We start from the raw sequence: 14925 nt of genomic DNA on the forward strand, positions 1-14925 counted from the left end.
CTCAGCGACCCTGGGCGGCCAGGAGCGGGGCCTCGCGACCGGTGGTCCGGGACGCGGTGTCGGCGGACAGCAGCCCGCGGGCGCCCAGTTCGGGGATCACACCCTCGCCGAACCAGTACGCCTCCTCCAGATGCGGATAGCCGGAGAGCACGAAGTGCTCGACGCCGAGGGCGTGGTACTCCTCGATCCGGTCGGCGACCTCCGCGTGACTGCCGACCAGCGCGGTGCCCGCGCCGCCCCGGACCAGGCCGACGCCGGCCCAGAGGTTGGGGTAGATCTCCAGCTGGTCGCGGGAGCCGCCGTGCAGTTCCAGCATCCGCCGCTGTCCCACCGACTCGCTGCGACCCAGGGCTGCCTGGGCGGCGGCGATGGTGTCGGCGTCCAGGTCGTCGAGCAGCCGGTTCGCCGTCGCCCAGGCATCGGCGGACGAGTCGCGGGAGATGGTGTGCAGCCGGATGCCGAAGCGGACCGTGCGCCCCTCCCGCTCGGCCAGTGAGCGAATCCAGTCGATCTTCGCCTTCACCTGGGCCGGTGGCTCGCCCCAGGTCAGGTACACGTCGGCATGGCGGGCGGCCACCGGTCCCGCGGCCTGGGAGGAGCCGCCGAAGAACACCTCCGGCACCGGGTCCGGCGGGAGGGAGGTGAGACCGCCGTCCACCTGGTAGTGGGCGCCGTGGAAGTCGTAGGGCTCGCCTCGCCAGACGCCGCGTACGACGGAGAGGAACTCGTCCGTGCGTTCGTAGCGCCGGTCGTGGTCGAGGTGGTCGCCGAAGCGGCGTTGCTCGGACGAGTCGCCACCCGTGACCACGTTGAGCAGAAGCCGCCCACGGGTCAGGCGCTGGTAGGTCGCGGCCATCTGGGCGGCCAGGGTGGGGGAGAGCAGTCCGGGGCGGAAGGCCACCAGGAACTTCAGGCGTTCGGTGTGCTGGGCGAGGGCCACCGTGGTCAGCCAGGCGTCCTCGCACCAGGTGCCGGTCGGGGTCAGCACCGCCTCGAAGCCCAGTTGCTCGGCCGCCTTGGCTATCTGCGCCAGGTACTCGATGTCGGGGGTGCGCAGGCCGCGGGTCTCGCGGCCGATGTTGGAGCCGTAGGCGTGCCGGTCGACCAGGGTGCGGCCGTCGCCGCCGGTCGGCAGGAACCAGTGGAGTCGTACGGTCATGTGGGGGGCCTCCTGTGTCAGTGCTTGGCCGGAGTTGTGGAGGGCGGCAGGGCGCCGTTGAAGCGCGGGTCCACGAAGTCGCCGAAGTCGACCTTCTTCGGGATCAGGTTCAGCTCGGTGAAGGTGTCGGCGATCTTCTGCTCGGAGGCGACGAGCGGTTTGTCCACGGCGACGGCGACCCGGGTGGCGTTGGTACGGCGTACGGAGGCGAGCGCCACCTCGTACGGCAGACCGGTGTCCTTCGCCCACACCTTGGCCCACTCCTCCTGATGTCCGTTCACCCAGTCCTGCGCGCGCCGCAGCCGGGCCAGGTAGTCCTTGGCGGCGGCGGCCTTCTTCGCGTCGCGCAGCGCGCCGGGCGAGGCGACCTGGAAGGCGAGCCCGTTGGTGACACCGTCGCCGGTGGTGAGGACCCGGCCCCGCTTGCTGTTGAGCACCTGCGAGGTGTACGGGTCCCAGACCGCCCAGGCGTCGACCTTGCCGGAGTTGAACGCGGCGAGCGCGTCGGCCGGCTGGAGGTACTTGACCTTGATGTCCTTCAGCTGGAGCCCGGCCGCTTCGAGGGAGGCGACCAGTTGGTAGTGGGCGGAGGAGCCCTGGGCGACGGCCACGGACCGGCCCTTGAGCTGCTTCGGACCGGTGAGCTCGGAGTCGTTCCGGACGAGGATGGCGTCGCCTCGGGACGTGCCGTGCCAGGCGGCCACCACAGCGATCTTGGAGCCGGCGCCCGCCGCGAACACGGGCGGGGTGTTGCCGACACCGCCGATGTCCACGGCCCCGGCGTTGACCGCTTCCAGCAGTGGCGGCCCCGAGCTGAAGGTCGACCACTTGATCCGGTAGTCCAGGTTCTTCAGCTCCCCGGCGGCCCGCAGGATGGCCTCGGAGCCGCCCTTCTGGTCGCCGACGGCGAGAGTGACGGAGCCCGAGCCGTCGGTCCGCGCGCCCGTGTCGGCCGCGGAGTCCCCACCGCAGGAGGTGAGCAGAAGGGCCAAGGGAAGGACTAGCGCGGCGGGGGCCAGGAGTCGTCGCATGAAGGTTCCGTTCATGGTGCGAGGGTCATGACGCGAGTGGGCGGGGGAGGTTCAGGCCGCTTCCGCCGTCGGCGTGACGCCGAGGCGTGCCAGCAGGTCGGCGCGGATCGCGGCGAAGCGGGGGTCGGTCAGGTCGCGGGGGTGGTCGAGTTCGACACGCTGCTCATGGGCGATGCGGCCGCCGTCCATGACCAGGACGCGGTCGGCGAGCAGCACGGCCTCCTCCACGTCATGGGTGACCAGCAGGACCGCGCAGCCCCGGCGCTGCCACAACTCACCTACCAGACGCTGGGCGTTGATACGAGTCAGCGCGTCCAGGGCGCCGAACGGCTCGTCGAGCAGCAGCAGATCGGGTTCGCGGACCAGGGCGCGGGCGAGCGAGACGCGCTGGGCCTCGCCGCCGGACAGGGTCTTCGGCCACGCGTTCACTCGATGGCCGAGCCCCACCTCCTCCAACGCCTGCTCCGCCAGGGCGCGTTCGGGTTTGCCCGGCAGTCCCAGCAGAACGTTGCGCCACACCCTCTTCCACGGCATCAGCCGGGGCGCCTGAAAGGCGACCGAGCGGCGGCGGGGGACCAGTACAGTGCCGTCGATGTCGCGGTCGAGTCCGGCGAGGACGCGGAGCAGTGTCGACTTGCCGCAGCCGCTGCGGCCGAGCAGGGCGACGAACTCACCCGGCGCGAGGTCGAGTTCGAGGTCGTCGATGATGGCTCGGCCGTCGAAGGCGCGGGTCAGCCCCTCGACATGGACGGCCTGGGCGGCCTCGGTGGTCGCGGGGCTCACCGGCCCGTGAACGTCGGTCGCCATCGCAGCAACAGCCTTTCGAGGGAGCGGACGATGAAATCGGCGAGGAGGCCGAGGAAGGCGTAGACGATCAGGCAGACCACGATCACGTCGGTCCGCAGGAAGTCGCGTGCCTGCACCATCAGGAAGCCGATGCCGGAGTCGGCGTTGACCTGTTCGGCGAAGACCAGGGCCAGCCAGGCGATGCCGAGGGAGTAGCGCAGGCCGGTGAGCGCGCCGGGCAGGGCGCCGGGCAGCACCACATGGCGGACGAGACCCCAGCGGGACAGTCCCAATGACTCACCGGCCTCGATGAGTTGGGAATCCACGCCGCGAATGCCCGCGTAGACGTTCAGATAGAGCGGGAAGGTCACCCCCAGGGTGATGATGGCGATCTTGGGGGCCTCCCCGATGCCGAACCAGATGATGAAGAGCGGGATGAGGCCCACGAAGGGCACCGTCCGCAACATCTGCACCGGGGCGTCGACCATGTCCTCGCCGATGCGGAACAGCCCGGATATCAGGGCGAGTCCGGTGCCGACGACGGTGCCGAGGACCAGCCCGGCGGCGACGCGTTGCAGAGAGACGCCCATTGCGGAGGGCAGCGAACCATCGGCTATCAGATCACCGGCGACCTGGGCTATTCGGCCCGGTGAGGCGAGTACATCGGGCGTCAACACGCCCGTGCTGCTGAGCACTTGCCACAGGATGAGGAGGGCGAGCGGGCCAGTGGTACGGCGCAGCCAGCGGGGGAGCCTGGTGCGCCGGGAGGAGGTGGCAACGAGGCGTTGCAGCGGGGGAGAAGCGGGAAGTCCGGTCATGTCCGGGGCGTCGGACGTATGGGGTGGGGCATGACTGATGCTCATGGGTGCTCCACACGGTGGAGAGCGCTGAAGAAGGTGCGCCCATGACCGCCACGGCGCCCTCGGCTCAGCGGAGGGTCACGTGTGGCGGACGGGGAACGCGAGGCGGCCCGAAGGAAGGGCGGAGGTGGAACGGGTAAAAGGCGTCAGCGGCCGGGGCGACAAGCGGCGGAGGCCACCCGCAGCAGGTCGATGTGACCGCGCGTGGTGAGCAGGGCTGAACGCGACATGCCGGTGAACGTAGCCAGCCGGGCGTTCGCCGGTCAACGGTGTCTCGTCCAGTGGACGGCCTGTATCGCGGAACGGTCGCGTCGAGGGGCGTGAAACACGGCGACCGGGTGAGGATGGAGGCATGTCAGATGCCTTCACCACGCGCGTGCTCGACGTCGCCACCGGTTCCCGCGAGCGGGTCGTCGACCTCACTCAGGAATGCGAGCACTTCCTGGGCGAGGTCGCGGCGGGCCGCGATGGCCTCCTCAACATCTTCGTACCCCATGCGACCTGCGGTGTCGCCGTCATCGAGACCGGCGCGGGCAGCGACGACGACCTGCTCACCGCCCTGCACACCCTGCTTCCCGCCGACGACCGCTGGCAGCACCGCCACGGCAGCCCCGGCCACGGCCGCGACCACGTCCTCCCCGCGATCGTCCCACCCCACGCGACCCTGCCGGTGATCGGCGGCAGCCTGGAACTGGGTACCTGGCAGTCGGTCTGCCTGGTGGACACGAACAGGGATAATCCGAACCGACAGGTGCGGTTGAGTTTTCTGGGGTGACCACCTCACTGACGTCCAGGTCGGAATCACCGGCCTGGTGACGCCTCCGGCAGCAAACCGACCTCTACGCTGGCGCCTCCATCAACCACTTCGATCCCAGCGGACGCGACAAGAGTGTGCGGCACACTGCCTCAGGGAATCGCGATGGGTGTGATCGGATTGGCGACTGTCGGCGGGCTGAGCTTCGTCATCGAGTCGGCCGTGCTTGGAACGGGCCTGAGCGTCGGCAGCTCCATCCTCCTGGGCAGCTGCGCCGGTCGGACCGGAGCGGCCGGAATCCTGGAAGCCGCAGGTGGAGTCGTCGACGGTTTCGTGGCCGCCTTAGTGATCGTTTCAGGACGAGGTCGGCAGGCGGCGGAGGCATATGAGGCCACAGGCCAGTTCAAGTAAGGCCTGATGGAGGTCCGCGCGCCGCTCGCAGCGGATACGGAGCCGTTTGAACTGGTGCAGCCCGTCGAAGGCGCGCTCGACCACCCAACGAACCGTGCCCAGCCCGGAGCCGTGAGCGACGCCGCGTCGGGCGATCACGGGTTTAATGCCGCGTTTCCACAGCAGGCGGCGGTACTTGTCGAAGTCGTAGCCCCGGTCCGCGTACAGCCGCAGAGGCTTGCGGCGGGAGCGTCCCGGAACGCGCCGGATCTGCGGCACTGCGTCCAGCAGAGGCAGGAGCAGTGTGGCGTCGTGCCGGTTGCCGCCGGTGAGCGGGATGGCGAGCGGGTCCAAGGCCGGTCGACGATCAGGTGGTGCTCGGAGCCGGGGCGAGCCCGGGCGACGGGCCGACGTGATCCCCTCTTTGAGAGCCCGGACATGCGAGCCGTCCACGGCACAGTCCCCCCGGTCCAACAGGTCAGCGCGGCACCGCTCGCTCAGTAGGGCGTCATGAAGACGTGGCTACACGCAGGCCCTGTTCCAGTTCCGCAGCCGACGCCAGGCCGTCACTCCGGAACAGCCCACCGTCTCCGTGGGGACATCACGCAGGGGACTCCCGCTGGACAGGCCATCCATCAGGGTCGTCGTACCTTGCACGCTCCGTACCGCTGAAGTACGGCGAGGTCGAACCGGCTGGTCTTGTGTGCGTTATCTGCTGTCGGTGAAACGCCGCGATCGTTCGGGGTGGGTGGATTCGGCCGTGACGGAAAATGCAGAGATGTCGCGGTGTGCCGAGGCAAACTCATGAATGTGCCACAGAGATGCCAGGAGTGGGCATAGGCTGCGGGATCACCGCAGATGAGCCGGGGCGGGCTCGTGGTGAGGCGGAGGTGCAATGGGTGGGGACCCGTATCAGCTGGCTGCAAAGAGCGAGCGTGTGGGGCCGGAGGTGCCGGATCCGTATGAAGAGCGAGCGCTGCTGACGCCCGCCATGACGGCAGGGTACGACGCGGTGCCCGAGGAGGAGCGGGAGCGGCTACTCAGTTACCTCCAGGCTGTCGTGGCGGCCCGTCGGGCACCTGTGCACACGGCGGTCGCCTTCAACGCCGTGTATTTCGGGTACGACCTCTGCGGCGAGGGGTACGGGGCGAGCCCCCTGCGCCCCGAGGACTTTCCCGTGATCACCCTGGGCGGGAGCGTTCCGGTGCTGCCGGTCGGTGCGATGGTGTGCGTGACCACGGGATCGGACCCCCTCTTCGCCGAGATCGTTTACCGGGAGGGCGCTCACCCGGAGGCGGCCGCGCACGGTGACGTACCGGCGTGGGTGTCGGGGGCGCCTGCGGGGGCCGAGGGGCCGGGCGAGCCAGGGGAGGGGGCCGCGCCACGACGAAGGGAACTGCTGGTACCCGACCTCGATGCCTTCGGACCGGCCCTGCGTCTTTCGCCCGCCCAGATCCACCGCCTGCGTACCCGTCAGGGTTGGATCAACGCGGATGGACATCTGGTGGTCGACGTCTGCTACCCCTCCCACGAGGCCGCCCGGCGCAATGAACTGACCGCATACGCAGACCATTTGCTGAGCACCGCCCGGGACCAGCTGCTCAGCCCTCTTGTCCCCGTCTCCCTCGCCGAACTGGTCGGCGGGACGCGTGACGAGGATCTGCGGGCGGGGCTGGCTGGCCTCTTCGACACGATTCGGGGTGTCCTCGTTTCCAGCGAACTGCTGCGTACGTGGGGCCAGTACGCCATGACCAGGACCTCCCTGGCCGATTGCTGGCGTGACACCGGCCCGCTGGGCGGAGACGACCTAAGATCCCTGGTGGCGGCGGTGGAACACGCAGCCGTGCCAGTAAAGCGGCGGTACATGCACACTTCCGAGCACACCGTATACACCGCCGTCGGCCCGAGGCTTCGCGCCTTCCCCGGGGCAGCGGACCTGCTCACCGGAACCGGTTACGCTGCCGCGGTGTGCCGGGCGAATGTGGCGCTTGCCGATGTCGTCCAGCGGGAAAGCGAACGAGGTCTGTTCGTGAGCGGATCCCGGATCACTCTCGATGACGCCTTCGAAAGCGGCGGCGTCTGGCGGTCCCACCACCCCGGTGCGTCGGAGCCCTTGGAGGACCCCTTCATACCGGCCAGGCGCGGCTGGGCCTCGGCCCTACCCTCGAACGTGGAGCACCAGGCCGAGCCCGACGTGGACCTGATTCCGGTAGATCTGCCGCTCGCCGACGATGCCTCTCTCGGCTCTGGTGAGCTTCTGCGCAGCGACGGCACCGACGTCATCTGGCGGGCGCCCCTGCGGCTGGCCCACCTCATCAATGGCTGGTTCTCCCTGCCCCCGGCAGCGGTACGCGACCTCTTCCGGTCCCATGACCGATACCCGACCCTGCGCCTGGAACTGGGCCACGCGGGGCAGACTGTGAACGAGAACGAGGCGGAACAAGACGTCACTGCGGACCTCGGCCACGAAGCGCCACGGCTGACCGGAGTCCTTTGGCCCACCGACTTCTTTCCCGGACTGATGATCGAGGTCCACCGTCGTCTCGGTGACGCCACGATCCGCATGACCACCACGCTCCTCCGTGAGCGGGTACTCATCGGCGACCGCGAGACCGGCCACTGCTACGACCCGCGCGTGCTCACCCGCGAAGATGTCCCGGGCAGTAACCGCCACGGAGACAGCGCGGATGGACTTGGCCCACGGCAGTTGGTCATGCGCACGGTGCGGCGCTGTGGGCTACTCACCCCCGACGGGCACGCTCTCATGGACCGTGCGGCACTGCCGACGGCAGCCTACGGACACCGTCCGGCCCGCGCACAGACCGCCTCCCTGGAGTCGGCAGTCATGGAACTGTTCGCGCAGCGGGTGCTGGAACCAGCTCTCGGAAGCCGGGATGCCCAGGGGCGCCCCCACCACCCAGCGCGCGATGGACAGCCGGTCATCGCGCTGATCGGATACCGACCGCTGGAACGACGAGTGATACGCCCCTGGGGCGGTACCGACGAGAGCGGTGCGTTGCTTGGCGTCCAGTTCGTTCCCGGTCACCTGCGCCGCCTGCGCCCGGGGTGCTTTCCCAGTGAGGTCCAGCGCGCGGCCTTTCGCGACTACTGCCGCCGTCTTGGCAAGGCGGACGGTTGGGAACTGCCTTACGGCTACACCTTCGTCACCGAGCACACACGCGGACACTGAGAGGTCCGCTCGGCCCCGATCGATTCCGGAGGTTCACACCAACTGTGCGACCTCAGCCGATCGGCCGGGCGCCATCCTCATTCCCGCACCGCCGGGTCGGCTCCGCGCCCGCCCTGTAGACACCGCACCTGCCAGGGCGGGCCCGCAACTGTCAGGTCCAGCCCGTGCACCGTTCAGAAGCATGAGGAAACGGAGTACCCCTGTATGCGAGACCGGTACCACGTCGTCACGGGGCCACCGTTGTCCCCGCGAGGTGTCCCCGCCGGGGAACTCGAAGGTCTGGCGGAGGCGCTCAGGGCCTTGACAGCGCCGGCTGTCACCGCTGTGCATGAACTCCCCGTCAGTGCGGTAGAGCTGGCCTTCAACTCACTCTTGCCCAAGGACCGTCAGTCTCTGCTGGACAGTCTCGGCATCCGCATCGCGGCACCGCGGCGGGCAAGCAAGTCCCTGTGCCGGGATGTGCTCGGCAGGCTTCAGCGCGACGCGCGGCAGCATGCGTGCACCTGCGCGGTCAAGACCCTCACCCAAACCGCGATGAACCAGGTAGGCCAGCATGTCTACGCCCCCTCGGGGGACGCCGCGTCAGACCCGGTATCCCGGTGGGGAGAATCGCTCGTCAGGGCCACGGTTCTCGTATGGTGCAACGCATCGGTCGGGGACGCACACGTTCTGGCTTGGGCCGCGGACCAGGACTGGTTCGCCGGGAACGCGGACGAGGACGAGAAGTCACGCTTCGGCAGGGTCGGCGAGCTGGCCAGGGAGATCGCGGACGCCTACCCCGCCTTCCAGCCCGGCATGCCCGAGGAGAGGGGAGCGACCTCCGAAGAAACCACGCACCGAGGGGTGCCGCCGACCGCTGCTGACATCGTCGCCGCCGAGGCATCGGGGACGGCTCACGAGGCAGAGCTGGCGCCGGAGCCGGACGAGATCTGCAGAGAGCTGGAGTCGGGTCTTGCCCTCGCCCGGCAGGCCGGTGAGAAGGTGATAGCCGCGGTCACGGACGGACGCCCGCCACAGCGCGATGACCTGCTGCGGCTGACCGCACTGAACGCCCTGTTCGACCGGGCGGAGACGGTGTTCGCCGCCGCCGGGATAACAGGAGTGTCCCGCCGTCTGGACGACATGATCCGCGCCGCGGATGCGCACCGGGCGGCGAGTGAACACGACGTCCTGGCGAGGGAGACCCTGCGGGAGCTGCTGGATGTCGCATGCCGCCCCGGCAGCACCGCGGCCTCGGCGGCCGAGGCTGCACGGGAAGCGGCGCGAAGCCTGCTGAGAGAGCAGACGTGGGGGGAGAAACAGCGCGAGCAGAGCGCAGCTCTCCTGGCGCTGGTGCGGATCGTCCGATTGGGGCGTCAGGCGGACGCGGCGGCGGAGATCCTCGCTCTGCAGGAACAGGTCGTACGGGTACTCCCTACCTGTGCGATGGCCGCCGTCATGGTCACCGATTTGTCGTTCCCGCAGCCCGAGGCGCTCCCCCGCCCGTCGGCCGGGGCGGAATCGGAGGCGAGGGCCGACAGAAGACCGGTTGGCGCGCTGGACGAGGAACCTGCTGTGGGCTCGCCTCCCTCGTCGTCGGATCTGGCCCCGGGGGATGATGCCGCCCCGCACTCCCGCGAAGCCGCCTCCGAAGAGCGGATCGCTCCGCCCGTGGGGGCGGTTCCCGAACCCTGCGGCCCTGCCGCCCAGCAGCTCGCGGCATCCGTGGACAGCATTGCGGCGACCACTCTCGACGCCGTCCTTACGTCTATGCCCACCAGTGCGATCCCGAGTTCGAGCGCGCCCACCGCGGCGTCTGCGAGCGTGGCCGCGGCCCCGTCCGGCGAACGCATGTCCTCCCCTGGGGCGGCTCATGCCCAGGAGCCGTCCCAGCACGACAGAGGCCTTTCCACGGGCGGGAAGCCGGATGAGGACAGCGCCGAGGAGGTTGTGGCCGAGCGAATCCTCGCCCGCCTGATCGTCGAGCGGCGCTTCGGGCTTGCCCATCAAATGGCGCGTGCCGCTGGTCGTCCCGAGCCGCAGGTGGCGGCGCTCCGGCTGGCCGGTGCCGCCGCGCTGCTCAGTTCCGGCGACAGCCGCGGCGCGCGGCTCACCACCGACCTTCTGGAGAGCTACGGAGGCTACGCGGGGCGCGACACCGAGGGCAGCGAACTCCTGCTGTTCCCAGCCCTGTTGCGGACAGCGTTGATCACCGGAGACCATCTGGCGGGGGCTCAGCTCAAGGCGCTGACACCCCGTCTTCCCGACCAGCTCGGCGGTGCGGCGACCGCGGTCGCCGACCGTGCGCTCAGCGGTGCTCTGATCGCGTCGCCGCTGGTCGTTATCGCCGATGATGCCGAACTCGACGCACGACTGGCGGAGTTGCGCGAACACTGCAACGCGCTGCTGGCGCCGCAACGGCTGCGGTTCGCGAGGGCGACGGAGATCGCCAAGCGGTGGCTGGTACCCGGGGGTGGCCTGCTCGGTTCGCTCCTGACGGCCGTCGCGCACGACGACCGTGCCGCAATCCAGCGGGTGCGGGAACAGGCGGAACGCCTGTCGAAACTGGCCGAGGTCAATAGCGAGATCGACCGAATGGACCGTAAATACCGCTCGTCGAGCGGTAAACCCCTTCAGGGATCTGGACGGCAGGATCTGGTGCACCTCGTGGAGCGCGCCGTCGGTCCGGCCAAGGAGTGGTGCCTGGTGGTCGACGGCACCCGCCGGGGCGACCGGTCCGACCGCAACCGCGCGGTGAAGGAGATCTCCGCCCTCAGGCAGGCGCTGCTGGACGGAAAGGACGGCGTGCTGGCAGAACTGAAGCAGCTCGCTGGCCGCTCGGCAGGTCTCGCCGCCGCGACGGCGTGGGCGGCCCGTGCCTCGATGAAGGAGCTGTACGGTCTGCTGACCGGTGACAACGCGACCATGCGCACGGGCGGGCCGACTCCTCCTGAGATCGTGCTGGACGCGGAACTGCTCAAGGTGTGCGACTCGGTCGAGGAGCGGCCCTCGTCGGCAGTACTGCTCGCCGCGGTCGACCGGACCTGGCCGGAGGCCGTCGCCGAGCGACTCGACCGCGACGCCTTCACCGCGGTCCGTACCATCGTGGAACTGGCCGGACGTGGGGTACTGCCCGCGGCCCGGACCGGGGAATTCTTGCCGCCCTTGCTCCTCGAGGTCGAGGAGCGCGAGAGCGTGCGGCGTGTAGAACTGCGCGGGGAGCACGATGAACTCGTAGCCGAGCTGCATCGTGCGCAGGCCGACGGTGCCGTGACCGACGATCAGGATCTGCGCCTCCAGGAGCTGCTCGCGGATGCCGGGGAGCGGCTCGACAAGACCGACACGCACGACCTGGTCGCCGTACGCCGCGGCCTCGACACGGTACGGAGCGGCCTCCCCGACTTTCGGCGGGAGGCGGCCGACCGAATCCGGGCGCGCCTCGACGTGCTGGACAGCACCCCGGACCAGCGGGCGCAGGTGCTGCGACGCCTGGAGACCAACGACCTGGCCACTGCCGCCGACCTTGTCTACTTCCTGGAGATCGGCGAGGACGTCCCCGAGATCGAGAACGGCGAGTCCCATCTGGCCGAGTTCTTCCCGGCGGTGCCCGACGGACTGCGAGGTGGCATCGACCGCGACTTGGTCGGCCTGGTGCGGTCCTGCGGTACGCATCCCGCCGTTCCTGTGCTGGACTACAGTGCTCTGTCCACCGACGAGGCGGCGCTCGCGGCGGACGCCCTCGACGAGTGGCGGCTCATGGGCACCACCGAGCCGAAGGACAGGCTGAACGTGGCGCACACACGGCGAGTGCCGCCACTTCTCAAGCTGCTCGGCTACGACGCCAAGAGCGCACGGCAGCTCGATGAGCGGTCCCAGCACCGGCGCGAGTACCGGCTGTTCGAGGCGACCGACGTGGCGATCAACGGCAGGGCGAAGGCGCCGGCCTTCGGCTCTCAGATCCGCGAACACGGCGGGAACTTGCGGGTGATGATGGTGTGGGGCCGGCCACCCGCCAAGGTCGTGATGAGCTGGGCCGAGCGCGACACCAGTGGAACAAGCCTGGTCGTGCTCTACTTCGGCACCCTCAGCCGGGAGGCCCGCATCGAGCTCGCCGTGGGCTCGGGACGGCTGTCCCAGCCGCTGTTGGTCGTGGACGATGCAGCACTCGCCTACCTCGCGGCCCACGGAAACCGCCAGGTGAGCATCGCTACGCAGACTCTGCTGCCGTTCTCCGGTGTCAACCCCTATATCAGGGAGAAGCGGGGCCGGATCGGCGGCGAGATGTTCTATGGCCGGGACGCAGAACGCATGAGCATCCTCGACCCGCGCGGCACCCAGGTCATCTTCGGCGGCCGGGGCCTGGGCAAGTCGGCGCTGCTCGCCGACGCCGGGGACAAGTTCATGGAGCAGTACCCCGATTACCACCTGTCGGTGTACGTGAACCTCGATCAGGAGAACATCGGCAAGGGCAGCTCGCTCGGGCCGGAGACGCTGTGGAGCGTCTTGGACCGCAAACTCACCGAGGCGCAGGTGCTGGGCCCTCCCCAGGGCCGTAAGCCCGTAAAGGACATCTCCGAGCGAGTGCGCGCGGGAATCCAGGCATGGACCGGGGGTGACTCACGTCGGCGGCTACTGATCCTGCTCGACGAATGTGACCAGTTCTTCGAGGCGGACGCCCCCCGCTTCAACCAGACCAAGAAGCTCAAGGGACTGGGGGACGACACCAAAGACAGGGCCAAGGTCGTCTTCGCCGGCCTGCACTCCGTGCAGCGGTTCTCCAAGATGGCGAGCAACGGACCTTTCGGTCATCTCGCGCAGACGCCCAAGGTGATCGGTCCGCTCGCTCCCCAGTTCGCCGCCGAGCTACTGGTGGAACCGATGCGGGCCCTCGGCTTCGAGTTTCTCGACCTGGACCTGGTCAACCGAGTGCTCGGATACTGCTCCTACCAGCCTTTCCTGCTACAGATGTTCGGCCACCGACTGGTGGAGGTGATGCACCGCAAGCGGGCACGGCGTGGGCCCAACGGACTCGCGGGGCCGCTGTACAAGGTGGAACCGGCGGACATCGAGGTTGTGGAATCGGACACTGGGCTGCGGGACAGCATCTCGGCCGCCTTCAAGGACACGCTGAGCCTTGACCACCGCTACGACGTGATCGCTAACGTGCTGGCCTATCACGCCCGGCATCGCGGCCTGGAGATGCGGCTGAGCGACACCGAACTGCGTGAGGAGTGCGAGACCTACTGGGGCAAGGGCTTCGAGCAGCTGGACACCGAGGGTTTCCGTGCCTACCTCTCCGAGATGGTCGGTCTCGGCATCCTCGCCCCCAACCACGACGGTCTTGGCTGGCATCTGCGGGGTCCCAGTGCCCTGCGGATGATCGGAAGCTCCCATGAGGTGGAGGCTCGACTGCTCAGGGCCGAACAGGACTGCGAACTCCAGGAAAGCATCGTGCTGGAGGGCCGTCCCGAGCTGCCGGACGGTCGGCCCGCCCCGCTCACCATCACCCAGCTCGACGACCTGCTCGGGGAGCGGTCCAACCAGACGCGGGTCGTCCTGGGCAGCGTCGCGACGGGTGTCACCGACGTCGGTGACACCCTTCGCAGGGTCGCAGGACGCATCGCCGATTGGAAGCTGCCGGCCGTTGGAAACGGACGCGTGTACCGCCAAGAACTCACGGGCGGAGCACCACGTGAACGGAGGGTCATCATCAGTGACTTCGCCAACTATCCGGCCCGGCCGGAGGCTTGCAGAGAGTCCGTCGACCAGGCCGAGACGCTGCTGCCCGGCACGCCCGGCGTCACTCGAGCAGTCGTCCTCGTCACGGATATCGATCAACTGGATTTGTGGCGAACACTGTTGACGGGCACCGAGCATACTCATGCGGCCCCCGTCGCGCTACGCCGCCATGATCGTCGCAGTTTGCGGGGCTGGGCGCAGCGCGTCGAGATGTTCCACACCGAGGATCGTCTTGACCGGCTCTACGAACTGACCGGAGGTTGGCCGCTTTTGGTCGGTCGGGCGCACCGTCTGCATGGCGAACTGGGCGATGCCGAAAAGGTGTTCCGCCAGCTTGCGGGCATCCGCATGGACCAGGCGGATGCCCGCGCCTTCACCGAGGCGACCGGAGTCTACGCGGACCCCCTGCTCGCCGCTGGTTACCAGGCGCTCGCAGCCGAGTTCAAGGAGGATCGGTTCGATCTGGTGAGCGCTGTGACCGCTGTGGCACTCGCGGTGGTGGGCCTGGAGGACGAGGAGGAGGCCCGATGGATCATCTCCTGTCTCGACGCCCTTCAAGTCTTCGACCGAGAGGACGGACACTTGCGACTCGAACCGATTCTGCGGGGGTGCGTTACGCACCACGCATGAGGCCGTGACCCCGGCCGAGCCACGTCACCCGGCCCGAGGACGGAGGAGAACAGAGGAGCAGGGCCCGGAGGGGCAGGGCGAAGGCCGGAGCAGGAGCGCCGGGACCGCAGAAGCGCGGTCCCGCCCTTGCCGCCGAGATCGCTCACTTGCTGAAGTCCGCGGACGAGAAGCCGCTGCTGCTCGCCGAGTGGGCTGAGGCACCTGTGGGAGGAGTACTCGCAGGGACGGCGATGGCAGTGACCGAACGCTACGACTCGTGATCCGGGTCAGCAAGGAAGCCGTGACGCTGGCGTGATGGGCTGGGAACGGCCCGCCATCGCATGCCGAGCCGATGCTCCAACCGTGGAGGTCACCGCGCGAGGTGACCTCCATGGTTGGACTTGCGTGCCCAGCCATCCGGATAGGCT

General features: G+C 69.0%; 8 protein-coding genes and 1 pseudogene. 3 read left to right on the forward strand and 6 right to left on the reverse strand.

The window, feature by feature from the left end; genetic code table 11:
- Position 1: 1 nt before the first annotated feature.
- From ACIPPM_RS19325 to ACIPPM_RS19345, 5 genes are all read right to left on the reverse strand, one after another.
- Positions 2 to 1159: an LLM class flavin-dependent oxidoreductase gene (locus ACIPPM_RS19325; protein ID WP_401449149.1), complete on the reverse strand. Its 1158-nt coding sequence runs from the start codon at positions 1157 to 1159 to the stop codon at positions 2 to 4.
- A gap of 17 nt (positions 1160 to 1176) precedes the next feature.
- A complete protein-coding gene (locus ACIPPM_RS19330; protein ID WP_401450114.1) occupies positions 1177 to 2190 on the reverse strand; it encodes an ABC transporter substrate-binding protein in 1014 nt (337 codons plus the stop codon).
- A 51-nt stretch (positions 2191 to 2241) separates the two neighbouring features.
- Positions 2242 to 2997, reverse strand: coding sequence for an ABC transporter ATP-binding protein (locus ACIPPM_RS19335; RefSeq protein WP_401449152.1), 756 nt, complete (start codon positions 2995 to 2997; stop codon positions 2242 to 2244).
- Complete coding sequence (locus tag ACIPPM_RS19340; protein ID WP_401449154.1) at positions 2970 to 3839, reverse strand: ABC transporter permease; 870 nt, start codon at positions 3837 to 3839, stop codon at positions 2970 to 2972. The genes ACIPPM_RS19335 and ACIPPM_RS19340 overlap by 28 nt, the downstream gene beginning before the upstream one ends.
- 143 nt (positions 3840 to 3982) lie before the next feature.
- Positions 3983 to 4066: a putative leader peptide gene (locus tag ACIPPM_RS19345; protein WP_343235472.1), complete on the reverse strand. Its 84-nt coding sequence runs from the start codon at positions 4064 to 4066 to the stop codon at positions 3983 to 3985.
- Positions 4067 to 4188: 122 nt separating this feature from the next.
- Between ACIPPM_RS19345 and ACIPPM_RS19350 the strand changes: the two genes are divergently transcribed.
- Positions 4189 to 4611 (forward strand): YjbQ family protein, encoded by a 423-nt coding sequence (locus ACIPPM_RS19350; protein ID WP_382847214.1) that lies wholly within the window; start codon positions 4189 to 4191, stop codon positions 4609 to 4611.
- A gap of 333 nt (positions 4612 to 4944) precedes the next feature.
- Here ACIPPM_RS19350 and ACIPPM_RS19355 read toward each other — a convergent pair.
- Positions 4945 to 5619, reverse strand: a pseudogene (locus ACIPPM_RS19355) (IS5 family transposase); the annotation flags it as partial.
- Between the two features lie 256 nt (positions 5620 to 5875).
- Between ACIPPM_RS19355 and ACIPPM_RS19360 the strand changes: the two are divergent.
- On the forward strand, positions 5876 to 8170 hold the full coding sequence (locus ACIPPM_RS19360; protein ID WP_401449157.1) for a hypothetical protein: 2295 nt from the start codon (positions 5876 to 5878) through the stop codon (positions 8168 to 8170).
- Positions 8171 to 8374: 204 nt separating this feature from the next.
- The gene (locus tag ACIPPM_RS19365; protein ID WP_401449160.1) at positions 8375 to 14518 is read left to right on the forward strand and encodes a hypothetical protein; all 6144 of its coding nucleotides are present in this window, start codon (positions 8375 to 8377) and stop codon (positions 14516 to 14518) included.
- The last annotated feature ends 407 nt before the right edge of the window (positions 14519 to 14925 follow it).

This window comes from Streptomyces sp. NPDC090119 (genome assembly GCF_044747085.1).
In the GTDB taxonomy this organism is placed as follows: domain Bacteria; phylum Actinomycetota; class Actinomycetes; order Streptomycetales; family Streptomycetaceae; genus Streptomyces.